Annotated in this window: 15 protein-coding genes; 8 read left to right on the forward strand and 7 right to left on the reverse strand. The window is 69.3% G+C overall.

Annotated elements, in window-relative coordinates:
* The first annotated feature begins 51 nt into the window (after positions 1 to 51).
* A complete protein-coding gene (locus ACQEV8_RS30485; RefSeq protein WP_432966603.1) occupies positions 52 to 237 on the forward strand; it encodes a hypothetical protein in 186 nt (61 codons plus the stop codon).
* A 36-nt stretch (positions 238 to 273) separates the two neighbouring features.
* A complete protein-coding gene (locus ACQEV8_RS30490) occupies positions 274 to 954 on the forward strand; it encodes a hypothetical protein (protein WP_432966605.1) in 681 nt (226 codons plus the stop codon).
* A gap of 83 nt (positions 955 to 1,037) precedes the next feature.
* Here the strand turns inward: ACQEV8_RS30490 and ACQEV8_RS30495 are convergent, their stop codons facing one another.
* Positions 1,038 to 1,661, reverse strand: coding sequence for a TetR/AcrR family transcriptional regulator (locus tag ACQEV8_RS30495; protein ID WP_432966607.1), 624 nt, complete (start codon positions 1,659 to 1,661; stop codon positions 1,038 to 1,040).
* A 233-nt stretch (positions 1,662 to 1,894) separates the two neighbouring features.
* Between ACQEV8_RS30495 and ACQEV8_RS30500 the strand changes: the two genes are divergently transcribed.
* The 4 genes from ACQEV8_RS30500 (at position 1,895) to ACQEV8_RS30515 (ending at position 6,179) form a co-directional block, all read left to right on the forward strand.
* Positions 1,895 to 2,869, forward strand: a complete 975-nt coding sequence (locus ACQEV8_RS30500; RefSeq protein ID WP_432966609.1) for a tetratricopeptide repeat protein — start codon at positions 1,895 to 1,897, stop codon at positions 2,867 to 2,869.
* A gap of 623 nt (positions 2,870 to 3,492) precedes the next feature.
* A complete protein-coding gene (locus tag ACQEV8_RS30505; protein WP_432966611.1) occupies positions 3,493 to 4,152 on the forward strand; it encodes a DUF6230 family protein in 660 nt (219 codons plus the stop codon).
* Between the two features lie 127 nt (positions 4,153 to 4,279).
* The gene (locus ACQEV8_RS30510; RefSeq protein WP_432966613.1) at positions 4,280 to 4,840 is read left to right on the forward strand and encodes a DUF6114 domain-containing protein; all 561 of its coding nucleotides are present in this window, start codon (positions 4,280 to 4,282) and stop codon (positions 4,838 to 4,840) included.
* On the forward strand, positions 4,830 to 6,179 hold the full coding sequence (locus ACQEV8_RS30515) for a hypothetical protein (RefSeq protein ID WP_432966615.1): 1,350 nt from the start codon (positions 4,830 to 4,832) through the stop codon (positions 6,177 to 6,179). The genes ACQEV8_RS30510 and ACQEV8_RS30515 overlap by 11 nt, the downstream gene beginning before the upstream one ends.
* Before the next feature lie 76 nt (positions 6,180 to 6,255).
* Here ACQEV8_RS30515 and ACQEV8_RS30520 read toward each other — a convergent pair whose 3' ends face one another.
* The 4 genes from ACQEV8_RS30520 to pta form a co-directional block, all read right to left on the reverse strand.
* Positions 6,256 to 6,762, reverse strand: a complete 507-nt coding sequence (locus ACQEV8_RS30520) for a hypothetical protein (RefSeq protein ID WP_432966617.1) — start codon at positions 6,760 to 6,762, stop codon at positions 6,256 to 6,258.
* A 113-nt stretch (positions 6,763 to 6,875) separates the two neighbouring features.
* Positions 6,876 to 8,303, reverse strand: a complete 1,428-nt coding sequence (gene pyk / locus ACQEV8_RS30525; protein WP_432966619.1) for a pyruvate kinase — start codon at positions 8,301 to 8,303, stop codon at positions 6,876 to 6,878.
* A 74-nt stretch (positions 8,304 to 8,377) separates the two neighbouring features.
* The gene (locus ACQEV8_RS30530) at positions 8,378 to 9,592 is read right to left on the reverse strand and encodes an acetate kinase (RefSeq protein WP_432966621.1); all 1,215 of its coding nucleotides are present in this window, start codon (positions 9,590 to 9,592) and stop codon (positions 8,378 to 8,380) included.
* Positions 9,589 to 11,715, reverse strand: a complete 2,127-nt coding sequence (gene pta, locus ACQEV8_RS30535) for a phosphate acetyltransferase (RefSeq protein ID WP_432966623.1) — start codon at positions 11,713 to 11,715, stop codon at positions 9,589 to 9,591. Before pta ends, ACQEV8_RS30530 begins: the two co-directional genes overlap by 4 nt.
* A gap of 215 nt (positions 11,716 to 11,930) precedes the next feature.
* Here pta and ACQEV8_RS30540 point away from each other — a divergent pair, with 215 nt between their 5' ends.
* On the forward strand, positions 11,931 to 12,956 hold the full coding sequence (locus ACQEV8_RS30540; RefSeq protein ID WP_391115220.1) for an ATP-dependent 6-phosphofructokinase: 1,026 nt from the start codon (positions 11,931 to 11,933) through the stop codon (positions 12,954 to 12,956).
* Positions 12,957 to 12,988: 32 nt separating this feature from the next.
* Here ACQEV8_RS30540 and ACQEV8_RS30545 read toward each other — a convergent pair whose 3' ends face one another.
* Positions 12,989 to 13,726 (reverse strand): helix-turn-helix domain-containing protein, encoded by a 738-nt coding sequence (locus tag ACQEV8_RS30545; protein WP_432966626.1) that lies wholly within the window; start codon positions 13,724 to 13,726, stop codon positions 12,989 to 12,991.
* A 178-nt stretch (positions 13,727 to 13,904) separates the two neighbouring features.
* Here ACQEV8_RS30545 and ACQEV8_RS30550 point away from each other — a divergent pair, with 178 nt between their 5' ends.
* Positions 13,905 to 14,363, forward strand: a complete 459-nt coding sequence (locus ACQEV8_RS30550; protein ID WP_432966628.1) for a PPOX class F420-dependent oxidoreductase — start codon at positions 13,905 to 13,907, stop codon at positions 14,361 to 14,363.
* Between the two features lie 88 nt (positions 14,364 to 14,451).
* Here the strand turns inward: ACQEV8_RS30550 and ACQEV8_RS30555 are convergent, their stop codons facing one another.
* Positions 14,452 to 15,237: an IclR family transcriptional regulator gene (locus ACQEV8_RS30555; RefSeq protein ID WP_432966630.1), complete on the reverse strand. Its 786-nt coding sequence runs from the start codon at positions 15,235 to 15,237 to the stop codon at positions 14,452 to 14,454.
* Positions 15,238 to 15,378 lie beyond the last annotated feature (141 nt).

Raw genomic sequence — 15,378 nt, forward strand, 5'->3', positions numbered from 1 at the left:
GACTCGAGCGCCGTTTCGGCTTCATGGGTCCCGCGCCAAAGATCCGGTGGCGTGCCGGTCGAGGAGATCCCCAAACTCATCAACAAGGCGCTGAGCGAGGGGAAGATCGTCGGCCACCAGACCCCGACGAGGCCGATCTTCGAGACGGTGTACAACGGGGAGTCCCACCGGGTGGCGATCACCATCGGCGACCAGGTTCAGAGCAAGGGACGGGTGATGGGAGCGAATCCCGCATGAGCCGCCAAGAGCCTGAGCACCTCCTCGTGCGCGCCCGTGGCGACGCTTCACCTCTGTACCGCCACGGACGCTGGGACGCTCGCCCGCGTCGAGGACTTCACCCGCAATCTGCCGGACGGTGATCATGAACTTGGATTGCCCGAAGACGTGGTGCGCAGGCTGACTGAGTGGAACCGGATCCGTCCCATCGAAGGCTTCAAGGCCCGCCCGGCGCTGCGTAAGCACGTCAGGCAGGGGCTGGACATCGCCCGGCTGGTGGCCAAGCACCTCGGGCCCAGATGGGTGATCCGCTTCTGGGACGAACGGCACCAGGACGAAAAGTTCGTGTGCTGGGGGTGCGACCGACTCCACTGGACCGTCGACGCCCATGACACACCCCCGCACCCGCTCGATATCACCGTCGAGGGTGAGTATGGGCTGTACCCGTTGCACGCGGAGGGGTTCGGCAGCTTCGCGCCGGACGACCCTGCGGCTGCCCTCCATGTGTCTGATGATCTCGTGGCCGCCGTCCATCAGTGGAAAGGGGCCATCGAGACGACACTGATGGACGACGGCAGCGACGGCGAGTGGCAGCGCTTGTTCGGGGCGGGAAGGGATCTGTCGGAGCGCCTCGCGCAAGAGCTCGGCCCGGCCCGGACGGTTACGTATCGCGGCATCGCCAACGGCGGTCTGGCAGCGATGACGTCGGTCACCTGGCAGGGTGACCGGCAGCTGTAGCGGCGAGGCGGATCCGAATGGTGGAGCGGAGAGGGGCCATCGCCATCCCCTCTCCGCTCCACCCAATGAGCGGCGAACGGGCGTCAGGCCGTCGCGGATGCCCTCAAACCGTTGAGCAGGAGCGCTGTGAGACTCCGCGCCCACGTCGCGTCGACGGGCTCGGTGCTCACCAAGGCCCGATGGACCACCGCGCCCGCGATCACGTCGAAGATCAGGTCCACCGCCCGGGCCGACTCCGACGGGTCCGTCTCCGGCGGTAGCTCGCCACGTGCCTGTGCTCTGGTTCGGCCCTCCACGACCAGGCGTTTCTGCCGGTCCACGACCGACTCGCGGATGCGAGCGCGCAGCGCCTCGTCCCGTGTCGACTCCGCGACCACCGCCATCAGCCCGCTCTTCGTCTCCGGCCGGGCCAGGATCGCCGCGAACTGGAGCACGACGCCCTCGATGTCCGCGGCCAGGGAGCCGCTGTCCGGGAGCTCCAGTTCGTCGAAGAGTTCCGCCACCGCGTCGACGACCAGTTCGTTCTTGCCCGCCCAGCGGCGATAGAGGGTCGTTTTTGCAACCCCGGCTCGGGTTGCGACGTCTCCCAGGGTGAGTTTGGACCAGCCCAGTTCCACCAGCGCCGCCCGCGTGGCGGCCAGGATCGCGGCGTCCGCCGCGGCGCTGCGCGGGCGCCCCGTGCGGCTTGCTGGGCTGCGGCTCTGCATGCCATGACCATAACGGGCGGTTCCTGTGTGGCCGTGAGGGAGATCACCAGGGGGTGGTGGTCCGCCGGTCGGACGTGCCATTACGCTACGTCTCGTAGCGAAAGCCCGTGAAGGACGTACACGGGCTTCGGAGACATGGCGCGGGGTGGGGACCCGGCGCCGAACGGGATCCGACCGACCCGGCTTTCACATCGTTTTTCACACACGCGCGCAGTACGGGGGAGGATAGGCGCATGCAGCCACGGAACATGTCCATGAGCGGAGTCGTCGACCTCGCCGCGGTGAAGGCGGCCCAGGAGGCCAAGGCGAAGGCGGAGCAGGCGCGTACCCAAGCCGCCCGGGAGGGTGGTGCGGGGGCGATCTCCCCGGCCGACCTCGTCATCGACGTCGATGAGGCGGGCTTCGAGACCGAGGTCCTGCAGCGGTCCGCCGAAGTGCCCGTCGTCATCGACTTCTGGGCCGAGTGGTGTCAGCCCTGCAAGCAGCTGAGCCCGGTCCTGGAGCGGCTGGCCGTCGAGTACAACGGCCGTTTCCTGCTCGCCAAGATCGACGTCGACGCCAACCAGATGCTGATGCAGCAGTTCGGCATCCAGGGGATCCCCGCGGTGTTCGCGGTCGTCGCGGGGCAGGCGCTGCCGCTCTTCCAGGGGGCCGCGGGCGAGGAGCAGATCCGGGGGACCCTGGACCAGCTGGTGCAGGTCGCCGAGCAGCGCTTCGGCCTGACCGGCCTCACCGTCGACCCCGACGCCGAGGCGGGCGCCGCCCCGGAGGCTCCCGAGCGTCCGGCCGGTCCGTACGACGCGCTCCTGGAGGCCGCCGTACAGGCGCTGGACTCGGGTGATCTGAACGGTGCCATCCAGGCGTACAAGAACGTACTGAACGAGGACCCGGGCAACGAGGAGGCCAAACTGGGTCTCGCCCAGGCCGAGTTGCTCCAGCGCGTGCAGGGCGTCGACCCGCAGCAGGTGCGCAAGGACGCGGCCGACAAGCCGGCCGATGTGCAGGCGCAGATCGCCGCCGCCGACCTGGATCTGGTGGGCGGCCATGTCGAGGACGCTTTCGGCCGTCTGATCGACACCGTCTCGCGCACGGTGGGTGACGACCGGGACACCCTGCGGATGCGTCTGCTGGAGCTGTTCGAGGTGGTCGGGCCCGAGGATCCGCGGGTGATCGCGGCGCGCAGGGCCCTGGCGCGCGCCCTGTTCTGACCAGTCGTTAAACACGCGGGCTTGTGGTGCCCGCGTGAAAGATTTGCCCACGGAGCGTCACCGCGGCCGCGCTTTACCAAAACTTGGTAATCGCGGCCGCTGTTACTGCAAGTAAGTCTCGGGCGTTGATCTGTCGGTTTCTGTCCATCGATCAACAGCTTTGTACCGCAGGTGGGGGCCACCCTGCGTCGTCGACCGAGACCGATGGGTCGTTGTTCGGTTATACGGCCGTTACTAGCCAGTAACGATCCCCCTTGTGCGGGCGGCCAGAATGGACCACGATCGGCCACGCTCGGTCCATTCCCGTACCCCGGCAGCCGGTTGGGTCGCGGGACATTCAGGGTCCCCACCGAGCAGAGCCGGCGGCAGTGGCGCCGGCTCTTGGACAGGGGGGTCTTCGCCCACCCGGCGAAGCCTGTCCAGCAGGGTTGTGCGTGATGCGTGTCAGGCGCGACCGAGTGGTTGTCGCTCGGGGGTGATCGCCGGTGATTCGGGCGCGAGTTGCGCCACCGAGTGCAGGCGCTCTCCTTCCCGAGGACGTAGCACTTCTCCCATCCCTGCCCGGCTGGGCCGCCATTCGGGGCGAGCCAGGGCAGGAGATGTACGTCCGAGAAGGAGGAAATATGGAGTCCCAGGTGCGTGGCGGGACCAGATGGAAGCGGTTCGCTGTGGTGATGGTGCCCAGCGTCGCCGCCACGGCTGTGATAGGTGTCGCCCTCGCGCAGGGCGCACTCGCCGCGTCGTTCAGTGTGTCGGGGCAGTCGTTCAAGGTCACGGCGAAGGAGCTCAAGGGTACGGGCTTCTCCCAGTACGGGGCCGTCGACCAGGGGACCACCCTCTCCGGCGAGAAGACGGGGCACGCAGTCGCGGTCTCGGCGTTCAAGTCGGCCTACATCGAGAAGATGTGCCAGTCCGTTGTCACCCCGAGCGTGCCTTTCATCGGGGATGTCACTCTGAGGCTGGAGGCAGGTGACAGCAGCGACCAGAAGAAGCAGGTCTATGCCAAGAACCTGTACATCGACGTCGAGGACCTCCAGGCGGATGCCGAGTTCCACAACATCGACATCGGTGTAGCGGCCGGTGACATGAAGAGCGGCCCCGGCCCCGGCATGAAGGGTGGCAAGGAACAGGCCAACCCGAACGGCTTCGGCCAGCAGGCGGAGTCGGCGACGCTGAAGGACGTGAAGCAGACGGCGTGGGCGACCACTGCCGGAACCTTCAAGCTGAGCGGTCTGCACATGTCGCTGCACAAGGGCAAGGGCGCCGGCGTCGAGTGCTACTGAGCACTCCGTGGCGGGCGGGGGGCCGATGGCGCCCCGCCCGTCGGGCCTTCGGCCGCCTCTTCACCTCCACCCCTCCATCGCAGTACCACTCTCACCACAGCAACGCCGCACCAGGGAGCTGTTTTCCATGAGCGCCGAGATCTCTGCCGCGCCCGGTCAGTTCACCCGCCGGAGGCTGCAGTTCCGCGCCTGGCGGAGCACCAGGCCGTTCTGGGCCGGCCTGTTCATCGTGATCGGTGGCTTTCCGATCATGTACTTCCCGTACGCGAACCTCCAGATCGGCCACCTGACCCTGGCGATGGCCACCACCGCGGGCGCCGGTTCCCTGATCATCGGTGTGCTGCTCGTTGTGCTGGGCATCAGCCTCTGGTTCCAGAAGCACATCCGGACCTTCGCGGGCGTCGCGGCGATTCTGTTGGGCCTGGTGTCCATTCCGGTGTCCAACATCGGCGGCTTCGTCGTCGGTTTCCTGTTCACCCTCGTCGGCGGCGCGATGGCTGTGGCGTGGGCGCCAGGCAGGGACACCGACGCACAGCCGGCGCAGCGGGACGCGGCGGGCGGAGGGGGCGCGCCCGCGGGTGCCGCTGACTCCGACACCACGATCCTCAGGCCCGTGGCGGGCGAGCCGAACGATCTGTCAGGAACGAGCCCGGCGAACGGGGCGAACGGGAGGCGCAGTGCCGGCTGACGAGGTGACCCACAGGGATGGTGCGGAAGTGTCCCGTGTGAGAACCGGGCCGCGCCACGCGGCACCCAAGAAGCCGCTCTTCACCCGGTTCCAGATGCCGGCCGGCAAGGCGATAGCCATGGCGGCGATGCCGACCGCGGTCCTCATGGGGATGGGCTTCACGTCGACGCTCGCGATCGCCGACAGCGACACCCCGGCGACGCCCACGGCGAAGAGCCTGACGGCCGACGAGTACAAGGACTGTGTGGCAGCCCTGGACGACTCCGAGAAGGGCTCCAAGGGCGACGACTCGGCCTCACCCACACCGTCTCCGTCGGCGAGCGACGGCAAGACGGACGAGAAGGACGACAAGGGCGACACCGCCCAGACGCCGTCCCCCTCGGGCGGCACGGACGCGGACAAGGGCGGTTCCTCTTCGCCGGATTCAGGTTCCGACGACAAGGCCGAGCCCGAGCCTGCCCCGTCCCCGAGCGAGACCGCCGCGGGTGACGAGTCGGCGGCCACGCCGTCCCCCTCGCCGTCCGAGAGCGGCGGCAACGTGCTGGAGGACATCGGCGAGGCCATCGGAGGCATCTTCAACGGCGGGAAGGACGGGGCGAGCCCGACCCCTTCCGCCTCGGCGTCCGAGAGCACCGAGAACCCGGCTGACGACGCCTCCGGCACCGTGAAGGACTCGGCCGAGAAGGCCACCGGCACGGTCGAGGACACGGTCAAGGACACCACCGAGAAGGCGTCCAAGACGGTCGAGGACACCACCAAGACGGTCGAGGACACCACCAAGGCTGCGGAGAAGGCGGCCGAGGACGCGGCGGAGAAGGCCACCGCCTCCCCCAGCCCGTCCGCGAGCCCTTCCCTGGACCCCGAGGGCTGCCCGGCCGCCACGGACGATGAGGGCGGGATCGACAACAAGATCCTCGTGCCCGACGAGCCCTGGCGGCTGGAAGCCAGCTCCCTGAAGCTGCGCGGTGCCGACTACCAGGGCATCGTCGAGGTGAAGACCGCGAGCGGCGCGACCAAGAAGGTCCTGAAGTTCGTCATCTCCGACGGCACCGATATCGGGGACCTGCACCAGCTCGTCAAGGACAAGCAGTCGGGCAAGACCCACCACGTCCAGGCGGCCAAGGGGTCGACGTCCACGATCACCGACGGCAAGACGGTGATGTACACGGAGAGGATCTCGGGCAACCTGCTCGGGCTGGTCCCGCTCACGTTCGACCCCGAGCACCCGCCGCCCCTGAACCTCCCGGAGATCTACTTCACCAACGTGAAGGTCACCCAGGCGGGCCAGTTCGGCGGCACGCTGACCGTGCCGGGGCTGCACCAGTATGTGACCGACTGATCCGGACTTCTGCCGGAGCCGCGAAAGGACTGTGCCCCGCCGGGTCGCGACCGGGCGGGGCACAGTGCTGTGCGTGCTACTTCGGTGGTCTGAGGGCCTCCACGGCCGCCTGCCGGATCTTCCTGGTCCGGCCCTTCCGGGAGACGACACGCAGGACCGCCGTGTCGGCGGCCGCTCGCACGGCCCTCAGCTGCAGCCAGTCGGACCAGCCGTCGACAAGATCACCGATGCCCTCGGCGGGGACGGCACCCTGGCGCAGCGACTCCAGGACACCGAGCTCCCGTGCCCGGCGTTCCGAGAAGGCGCGGACGGACGGGTCGAGGATCCGCACCCATGGTTCGCGTTCGCCCGCGGGGACCCGTTCGAGCACCTCGCCGACGACTCCGGATGCCAGGGGCCCGTCCGGCTCCAGGGACACCGCCTCGAACAGCGGCGGCAGCGCGCCGGGGGCGTCCATCGCCGCTCGGTAGAGAGACCAGCGGTCGTGCCCGTCGGCGAAGGACGCCTCGGATTCGGTCCGGCCGGCGGCCCGGTCGAGCTGCCGCAGCAGTTCGACCAGAGCCGGGGAGGGGTCAGCGACCATGCGACCTGTGCCTCTCCATGGACAGCGGCGTCGCCGTGTTCCCGCTGCCACCCCCTGGATCACAGAGGGGCGGCAGCGGTGCCGCTCAAGGGGCCTGCACGGCCCTTCGCGGGTCAGGACTTGGCTTCGCCCAGGTGGTGGACGCGGACCATGTTGGTGGTGCCGGGGACGCCGGGGGGCGAGCCGGCGGTGATGACCACGATGTCGCCGTCGTTGAAGCGGTTGAGCTTGACCAGCTCCTGCTCGACCAGGTCGACCATCTCGTCCGTGCTGTTCACGAACGGCACCACGTACGGCTCGACGCCCCAGCTGAGCGCCATCTGGTTGCGGGTGCCCTCGTCGGTGGTGAAGGCGATGATCGGCTGCTGCGCGCGGTAGCGGGACAGACGGCGGGCGGTGTCGCCGGACTGGGTGAAGGCCACCAGGCCCCGGCCGCCGAGGAAGTCGGCGATCTCGCACGCGGCACGGGCCACCGAACCGCCCTGAGTGCGCGGCTTCTTGCCCGGGACGAGCGGCTGCAGGCCCTTGGACATCAGCTCCTGCTCGGCCGCGGTGACGATCTTCGACATCGTCTTGACCGTCTCGATCGGGTACGCGCCGACGGAGGACTCCGCGGACAGCATGACCGCGTCGGCGCCGTCCAGGATCGCGTTGGCCACGTCGGAGGCCTCGGCGCGGGTCGGACGGGAGTTGGTGATCATCGACTCCATCATCTGGGTCGCCACGATCACCGGCTTGGCGTTGCGCCGGCACAGCTCGATCAGGCGCTTCTGCACCATGGGGACCTTCTCGAGCGGGTACTCGACGGCGAGGTCACCGCGGGCGACCATCACACCGTCGAACGCCATCACGACGTCCTCCATGTTCTGCACCGCCTGAGGCTTCTCCACCTTGGCGACGACGGGGACGCGGCGGCCCTCCTCGTCCATGACGCGGTGCACGTCCTGGACGTCCTTGGCGTCCCGGACGAAGGACAGCGCGACCAGGTCGCAGCCCATCCGGAGGGCGAAGCGGAGGTCCTCGATGTCCTTCTCGCTCAGCGCGGGCACGTTGACGGCCGCGCCGGGCAGGTTGATGCCCTTGTGGTCGGAGATGACGCCGCCCTCGATGACGATCGTCTTCACCTTGGGGCCTTCGACCTCGGTGACCTTCAGTTCGACATTGCCGTCGTTGATCAGGACCTGGTCGCCCTTGGTCACGTCGCCGGGAAGGCCCTTGTAGGTCGTCCCGCAGATCGTCTTGTCGCCCGGGACGTCCTCGGTGGTGATGGTGAACTCGTCACCGCGCACCAGCTCCACGGGACCTTCTGCGAAGGTCTCCAGGCGGATCTTGGGGCCCTGGAGGTCGGCGAGGACACCGATGGCCCGGCCGGTCTCCTTGGCGGCGGCACGGACCCGGTCGTACCGGCCCTGGTGCTCGGCGTGCGTGCCGTGGCTGAAGTTGAAGCGGGCCACATTCATACCGGCTTCGATCAACGCGACAAGCTGCTCGTGGGAGTCGACCGCGGGGCCGAGAGTACAGACGATTTTCGAACGGCGCATGGGGGCGATCCTATCGGTTTGTTTCGCAACGGAATATTCCGTCTAGCGGAAAATACAAAAGGGCGGGATGCCGCTCAGGTGTGATTCCCCGAACCAATTACCAGCGCGTAGGTCTGCGTCGCGATCTCCAATTCCTCGTCAGTAGGCACCACCGCCACCGCCACCCGGGAGCCCTCCGGCGAGATCAGCCGCGCCTCCTCGCCGCGCACGGCGTTGCGCTCGCCGTCCACCACCAGGCCCAGCTCTTCCAGGCCCGCCAGGGCGGCCTCCCGCACGGGCGCCGCGTTCTCGCCGACACCGGCGGTGAAGGCGACCGCGTCCACCCGTCCGAGCACGGCGTAATAGGCACCGATGTACTTCTTCAGGCGGTGAATGTAGATGTCGAACGCCAGCTCCGCCTGCTCGTCGCCCTCGTCGACGCGACGGCGGATCTCCCGCATGTCGTTGTCGCCGCACAGACCGATCAGACCGCTCTTCTTGTTGAGAAGAGTGTCGATCTCGTCCGCGGACATTCCACCAACACGCATCAAATGGAAGATGACGGCCGGGTCCATGTCTCCGGAGCGCGTACCCATCACGAGCCCCTCCAAAGGCGTCAGCCCCATGGAGGTGTCCACGCACTTGCCTCCCCGCACGGCCGAGGCGGACGCCCCGTTGCCCAGGTGCAGCACGATCACGTTCGTCTCGGCGGGGTCCTTGCCCAGCAGCCCGGCGGTGGCCCGGGAGACGTAGGCGTGCGAGGTGCCGTGGAAGCCGTAGCGCCGCACCCGGTGCTCGTCCGCCGTCTTCACGTCGATCGCGTAGCGGGCGGCCGATTCCGGCATGGTCGTGTGGAACGCGGTGTCGAAGACGGCGACCTGCGGCAGGTCGGGCCGCAGTGCCTGTGCCGTGCGGATGCCCGTGAGGTTGGCCGGGTTGTGCAGCGGGGCCACCGGGATGAGCCGCTCGATCTCGGTGAGCACGGCGTCGTCGACGACGGTCGGCTCGGTGAAGGACTTCCCGCCGTGCACCACCCGGTGCCCGATCGCGGCCAGTTCGGGCGAGTCCAGACCGAGGCCGTCCTTGGCGAGCTCCTCGGCCACCGCCTTCAGCGCCGCGTCGTGGTCGGCGATCGCCCCGCCGCGCTCCCGGCTCTCGCCGCCCGCCGGGGTGTGCTTGAGCCGGGAGGTCTGCTCACCGATGCGTTCGACGAGCCCCACCGCCAGCCGGCTGCTGTCGCCCATGTCGAGCAGCTGGTACTTCAGCGACGAGGAGCCGGAGTTGAGGACGAGGACGCGGGACGGGCTCACTGGGCGGTTGCCTTCTCACTCGGGGACGGGGACGGGGACGGGGACGGGGACGGGGCCGGGGACTGGGCCTGGATCGCCGTGATGGCGACGGTGTTGACGATGTCCTGGACGAGGGCGCCCCGGGACAGGTCGTTGACCGGCTTGCGCAGGCCCTGGAGCACCGGGCCGACGGCGATCGCGCCGGCCGAGCGCTGCACGGCCTTGTAGGTGTTGTTGCCGGTGTTCAGGTCGGGGAAGATCAGCACGCTGGCCTGCCCGGCGACCTCGGAACCGGGCAGCTTGGTCGCCGCGACCGACGGCTCCACGGCGGCGTCGTACTGGATCGGGCCCTCGATCTTCAGGTCGGGGCGGCGGGAGCGGACCAGCTCGGTGGCCTCGCGGACCTTGTCGACGTCGGCGCCGGAGCCGGAGGTGCCGGTGGAGTACGACAGCATCGCGATGCGCGGCTCCACGCCGAACTGCTCGGCCGTGGTCGCCGACTGCATGGCGATGTCCGCGAGCTGCTCGGCGTTCGGGTCGGGGTTGACCGCGCAGTCGCCGTAGACGAGGACCTTGTCGGCCAGGCACATGAAGAACACGGACGAGACGATGTCGGCGTCCGGCCTGGTCTTGATGATCTCGAAGGCCGGGCGGATGGTCGCGGCCGTGGAGTGCACCGAGCCCGAGACCATGCCGTCGGCGAGGCCCTCCTGCACCATCAGCGTGCCGAAGTAGTTCACGTCCGAGACCACGTCGTACGCCAGCTCCACGGTGACACCCCGGTGGGCGCGCAGGGCCGCGTACTGCTCGGCGAACCCGTCGCGCAGCTCGGACGTCGCCGGGTCGATCAGCTGGGACTCGCCGAGGTCGATGCCCAGGTCGGCGGCCTTCTTGCGGATCCGGTCGACCGGGCCGAGCAGGGTCAGCTCGCACACGCCCCGGCGCAGCAGCACCTCGGCGGCGTGCAGCACCCGCTCCTCGGTGCCCTCGGGCAGCACCACGCGGCGCAGGTCGGAGCGGGCCTGCTCCAGCAGCTTGTGCTCGAACATCATCGGCGTGACGCGGTCGCTGCTGGGCGCGGAGACCCGGCGCGTGAGCTCACCGGTGTCGGTGAACCGCTCGAACAGGCCGAGTGCCCGTTCCGCCTTGCGCGGAGTGGCCGCGTTGAGCTTCCCCTCCAAGGAGAAGAGCTGCTCGGCGGTGGGGAAGCTGGTGCCGGCCACCGACAGCACCGGGGTGCCCGGCGCGAGGCGGTCGGCGAGGGTGAGGATGTCGGGGCCGGGCACCTCGTCCAGGGTGAGCAGCAGACCGGCTATCGGCGGGGTGCCCGCGCTGTGCGCGGCGAGCGCGCCGACGACCAGGTCGGCCCGGTCGCCCGGGGTGACGACGAGGCAGCCCGGGGTCAGGGCGCCCAGGAAGTTCGGCAGCATCGCACCGCCGAAGACGAAGCCGAGCACGTCCCGGGCGAGCCCCGAGTCGTCGCCGAGCACCACCCTGCCGCCGAGCGCGTGGCTGATCTGCGAGACGGTCGGGGCGGACAGCGCGGGCTCGTCGGGCAGGACGTAACAGGGCGCGGGGAGCCGGGAGTCGAGCCGGCGGGCGATCTCGTCGCGGTCCTCGCGGGCGACCCGGTTGGTGACCATGGCCAGGACGTCGCAGCCCAGCGTGTCGTAGGCCCGGTAGGCGTTGCGCGTCTCGGCGAGCACCGACTCGACGGTCTGCTTGCGGCCGCCCACGACCGGGATCACGGAGGCGCCGAACTCGTTCGCCAGCCGGGCGTTGAGCGACAGCTCGTCAGGGAGCTGGGTGCCGGCGAAGTCGGTGCCGAGGACCAGGACCACGTCGTACTCGCGGGCCACCAGGTGGAACCGTTCGACGAGCGTGGACACCAGCTCGTCCGTGCCGGCCTCGGCCTGGAGGGCGGACGCCTCCTGGTAGTCCATGCCGTAGACGGTCGACGCGTCCTGGGCGAGCCGGTAGCGGGCGCGCAGCAGCTCGAAGAGGCGGTCGGGCCCGTCGTGGACGAGGGGGCGGAAGACACCGACCCGGTCCACCTGCCGGGTGAGGAGCTCCATGACCCCCAGTTCGACGACCTGGCGGCCGTCGCCGCGGTCGATGCCGGTCACGTACACGCTGCGGGTCACGCGCGCTCTCCGTTTCGTCTCAGTGGCATGTCTCGGTGGGACGTATCTCTGCGGGACGTCGAAAAATCGCCCATCGGGGTGAGCGGAACCGCCTTGACAATACCTCCGCCGATGGATAAGGCGCCCGTCAAAGTCGGGTACCCCGCCGGGCTGGGGAGCGTGAAACAATCGGTGGAAGCTCACCGGTGTCAACAGCGAGCAGGAGACACAGCACGATGCGTATCGGAGTTCTCACCGCAGGCGGCGACTGCCCCGGCCTGAACGCCGTGATCCGGTCGGTCGTGCACCGGGCGGTCGACAACTACGGCGACGAGGTCATCGGCTTCGAGGACGGTTACTCGGGCCTGCTGGACGGCCGCTACCGCGCCCTCGACCTCAACGCCGTCAGCGGCATCCTGGCCCGCGGCGGCACGATCCTGGGATCGTCCAGGCTGGAGCGCGACCGGCTCCGTGAGGCCTGCGAGAACGCCTCCGACATGATCCACGAGTTCGGCATCGACGCGCTGATCCCGATCGGCGGCGAGGGCACGCTGACGGCGGCCCGGATGCTCTCCGACGCGGGCCTGCCCGTCGTGGGCGTGCCGAAGACGATCGACAACGACATCTCCTCCACGGACCGCACCTTCGGCTTCGACACGGCCGTGGGAGTCGCCACCGAGGCGATGGACCGTCTCAAGACGACCGCCGAGTCCCACCAGCGGGTGATGGTGGTGGAGGTCATGGGCCGGCACGCCGGGTGGATCGCGCTGGAGTCCGGCATGGCGGCGGGCGCGCACGGCATCTGTCTGCCGGAGCGACCGTTCGATCCGGCCGATCTCGTCAAGATGGTCGAGGAGCGCTTCGCCCGCGGCAAGAAGTTCGCGGTCGTCGCCGTCGCCGAGGGCGCCCACCCCGCCGACGGCACCATGGACTACGGCAAGGGCGCGATCGACAAGTTCGGCCACGAGCGCTTCCAGGGCATCGGCACGGCACTCGCCCATGAGCTGGAGAGGCGACTCGGCAAGGAGGCCAAGCCGGTCATTCTCGGCCATGTCCAGCGCGGCGGCTCACCGACCGCCTACGACCGGGTGCTCGCCACCCGGTTCGGCTGGCACGCGGTGGAGGCGGCGCACCAGGGCCGGTTCGGCCGGATGACCGCGCTGCGCGGGACGGACATCGTGATGGTGCCGCTCGCGGAGGCCGTGACCGAGCTGAAGACGGTGCCGAAGGACCGGATGGACGAGGCCGAGTCGGTGTTCTAGGCGTTCTGGACGTTCGAGGTGTTCCGGACGTTCTAGGCCGGGATCTCCTGGATTCTCCTCCAGAAGTGGTCGACGATCCGGTCCAGGAAGTCGCGGGCGGTGTCGCCCGCGTCGCTGTTGCCGCCGCCCCAGCTCAGGGTGGCGGCCATGTGGCCCTGGTAGTCCTCGTGCAGCGCCCGCAGGGCGCCCTCCAGGAAGGGCCGGTCCAGGGGTACGAGTTTGGCCACCGGGCGTACGTAGGCCTGCCAGCGGGTGCTGACCGCGCTGCGCAGCAGATCGCCGAGCTTGGCGTTCCGGCCCGTGACGGTGACGAAATCGCGCAGGCCGAGGCCGAGCACGTCGGCGAGGGCGCCGGACTGGCGGTCCGTGCCGCGCCAGGTGTCGGTCTCCTCCATACGCAGATACGCGTGGACCTCGTGTCCCACGGCCCGGGCCACGTCCTCGGGGGCGAGGCCGCGGGCGATGCGGTGCTCGCGCAGGGTGCGGGGTCTGCCGATGAGTTCACCCGGTGAGCACCACAGCACGCCTGCGAGGGCGGTGAGTTCGGAGTGGGACGGGGCCGCGGTCCCGCGTTCCCAGTCGATCACGTGGTCCGGGGTGACGCGGGGGTGTCCGTACGAGACGCGCATGCCGTGGGCGACGTGCTCGGGTGTCATGCCGAGCGCGGCGCGCAGGCGTCGGGCGGCCGGGGCGTTGAAGGGCGGGGCCGTGGGGGCGGGCTGCGGTGGAGGAGGAGCGGGCTTGCTCGGGCGGGCTGAAGGTCGGCGCACGCGCCACAAGCTAGGGGGACTGGGGTGCGTTGACTACGGTCTGTTCGGCCAGGATCACGGATTGTAGGAAGCTACGGCTACCGGCGGGTTCGGCCGGGGCTGAAGACCGGCTTGTCGGTCGGGGCGGGTTGGGGGTAGGGATGACCCCGGGGCCGATGATCATGGGCCCGGAAAGGCAGTGAATCAGGTGAACGGCAAGCTCAACGGGCATATTCGCGAGCGGCTTCTCGCGCCGAACTTCTGGCATCTCGCGACGGTGGGGGCCGACGGGGCGCCTCAGGTGTCGCCCATGTGGGCGGACATCGAAGACGAGTACGTCATGGTCAACACGTCGATAGGGCGGGTGAAGGAGGAGAATCTGCGGCGCAATCCGTACGTTTCGCTCTCCCATCACGACCCGGAGAACCCGTACGACCGGGCCGAGATCCGGGGGAAGGTCGTCCGCTTCGTGGAGGGCGAGGAGGCGGAGCGGGGCATGGACCGGCTGACGCGCAAGTACCTCGGGCAGGACCGGTATCCGTGGATGCTGCCCGGCGAACGGCGGGTGATGCTGCTGATCGAGCCGACGCGAGTGCGGACGCTGGAAGGGGTGGAGCCGTTCCGGGCGGGGGTTCTGCCGGACGGGGCGACTGGGTGAACGTCTGAGTCCGGGATATGGGCTCGGTGGAGAAGGTGCTGGTCACGATGGTGTGGCCGGCACTTTTTTGTCTGGTGGGCGTGGGGTTCTACCGCCAGTCCACGCCCGACACCGGCGGCAGCCGGGACTCGATCCTCGCTCGGATGTCGCTCATCACGGCGACGATGCGGGTCTCGTGCTCCGGGGTCAGCCGGGCCACCGGGACCGAGCAGCTGATCGCGTCGACCGCCGGTGTCCCGTAGCGCAGTGCGAAGCCGAAGCCCGCGATGCCTGGCACCGTCTCCTCGCGGTCGATGGAGTAGCCGCGCTCGCGCACCCGGGCCAGGTCGGCGAGCAGGGCGGTGCGGTCGGTGTGTGTGTTGTCCGTGAGCCCCGTCAACGGGCCTCTGTCCAGCGGTAGTCGGTCGTCGGTGCGCTCGGCGAGCAGCGCCTTGCCCAATGCGCCGGCATGGGCCGGGACGCGGCGGCCGACCCGGCTGATGGTGCGCAGGTACTCGTGGGACTCGCGGGTGGCGAGGTAGACGACGTCCCGGCCGTCGAGCCGTGCCATGTGGATCGTCTCGCCGAGCGCGTCCGACGCCTCGTCCAGATACGGCCGGACCATCCGGATGCTGCGGTCCCCGTCGAGATAGCCGGTGCCGGTGAGCAGGGCGCGGATCCCGATGCCGTAGAGGGAGCCGGTGGCGTCGGTGCGGACCCAGCCGGAGTCGACGAGCGTCTGGAGCAGCTGGTACATGCTGCTGCGCGGCACGTCCAGGTCCTCGGCGAGCTGGTCGAGGCGCGAAGGTTCCTCGCCTCGCTCCGCGAGCAGTTCCAGCAGTGCGACGGTTCTGGCCGCCGACTTCACGCCGCGGACGCCTCTGCTCTCCTGCATGGGCTCATCGTAGGTCCGCGTCGATCGCGCACATCAATCTGTGATCGCCCGGGCCATTGACCCACTCCGTTCACGCACTTAGCCTCCATCTGCATACGTGGACGCCATCTGCATACAGGGATGAGAGCCCCACCAGTTCAG

The sequence above is a fragment of the Streptomyces sp. CA-179760 genome (assembly GCF_050937045.1).
GTDB lineage: Bacteria > Actinomycetota > Actinomycetes > Streptomycetales > Streptomycetaceae > Streptomyces.

Excerpts from the sequence above, each read along its gene's own strand:
- ACQEV8_RS30495 (WP_432966607.1), bottom strand. The coding sequence starts at position 1,661 with ATGCAGAGCCGCAGCCCAGCAAGCCGCACGGGGCGCCCGCGCAGCGCC.
- ACQEV8_RS30500 (WP_432966609.1), top strand. The coding sequence starts at position 1,895 with ATGCAGCCACGGAACATGTCCATGAGCGGAGTCGTCGACCTCGCCGCG.
- ACQEV8_RS30505 (WP_432966611.1), top strand. The coding sequence starts at position 3,493 with ATGGAGTCCCAGGTGCGTGGCGGGACCAGATGGAAGCGGTTCGCTGTG.
- ACQEV8_RS30510 (WP_432966613.1), top strand. The coding sequence starts at position 4,280 with ATGAGCGCCGAGATCTCTGCCGCGCCCGGTCAGTTCACCCGCCGGAGG.
- ACQEV8_RS30520 (WP_432966617.1), bottom strand. The coding sequence starts at position 6,762 with ATGGTCGCTGACCCCTCCCCGGCTCTGGTCGAACTGCTGCGGCAGCTC.
- pyk (WP_432966619.1), bottom strand. The coding sequence starts at position 8,303 with ATGCGCCGTTCGAAAATCGTCTGTACTCTCGGCCCCGCGGTCGACTCC.
- ACQEV8_RS30540 (WP_391115220.1), top strand. The coding sequence starts at position 11,931 with ATGCGTATCGGAGTTCTCACCGCAGGCGGCGACTGCCCCGGCCTGAAC.
- ACQEV8_RS30555 (WP_432966630.1), bottom strand. The coding sequence starts at position 15,237 with ATGCAGGAGAGCAGAGGCGTCCGCGGCGTGAAGTCGGCGGCCAGAACC.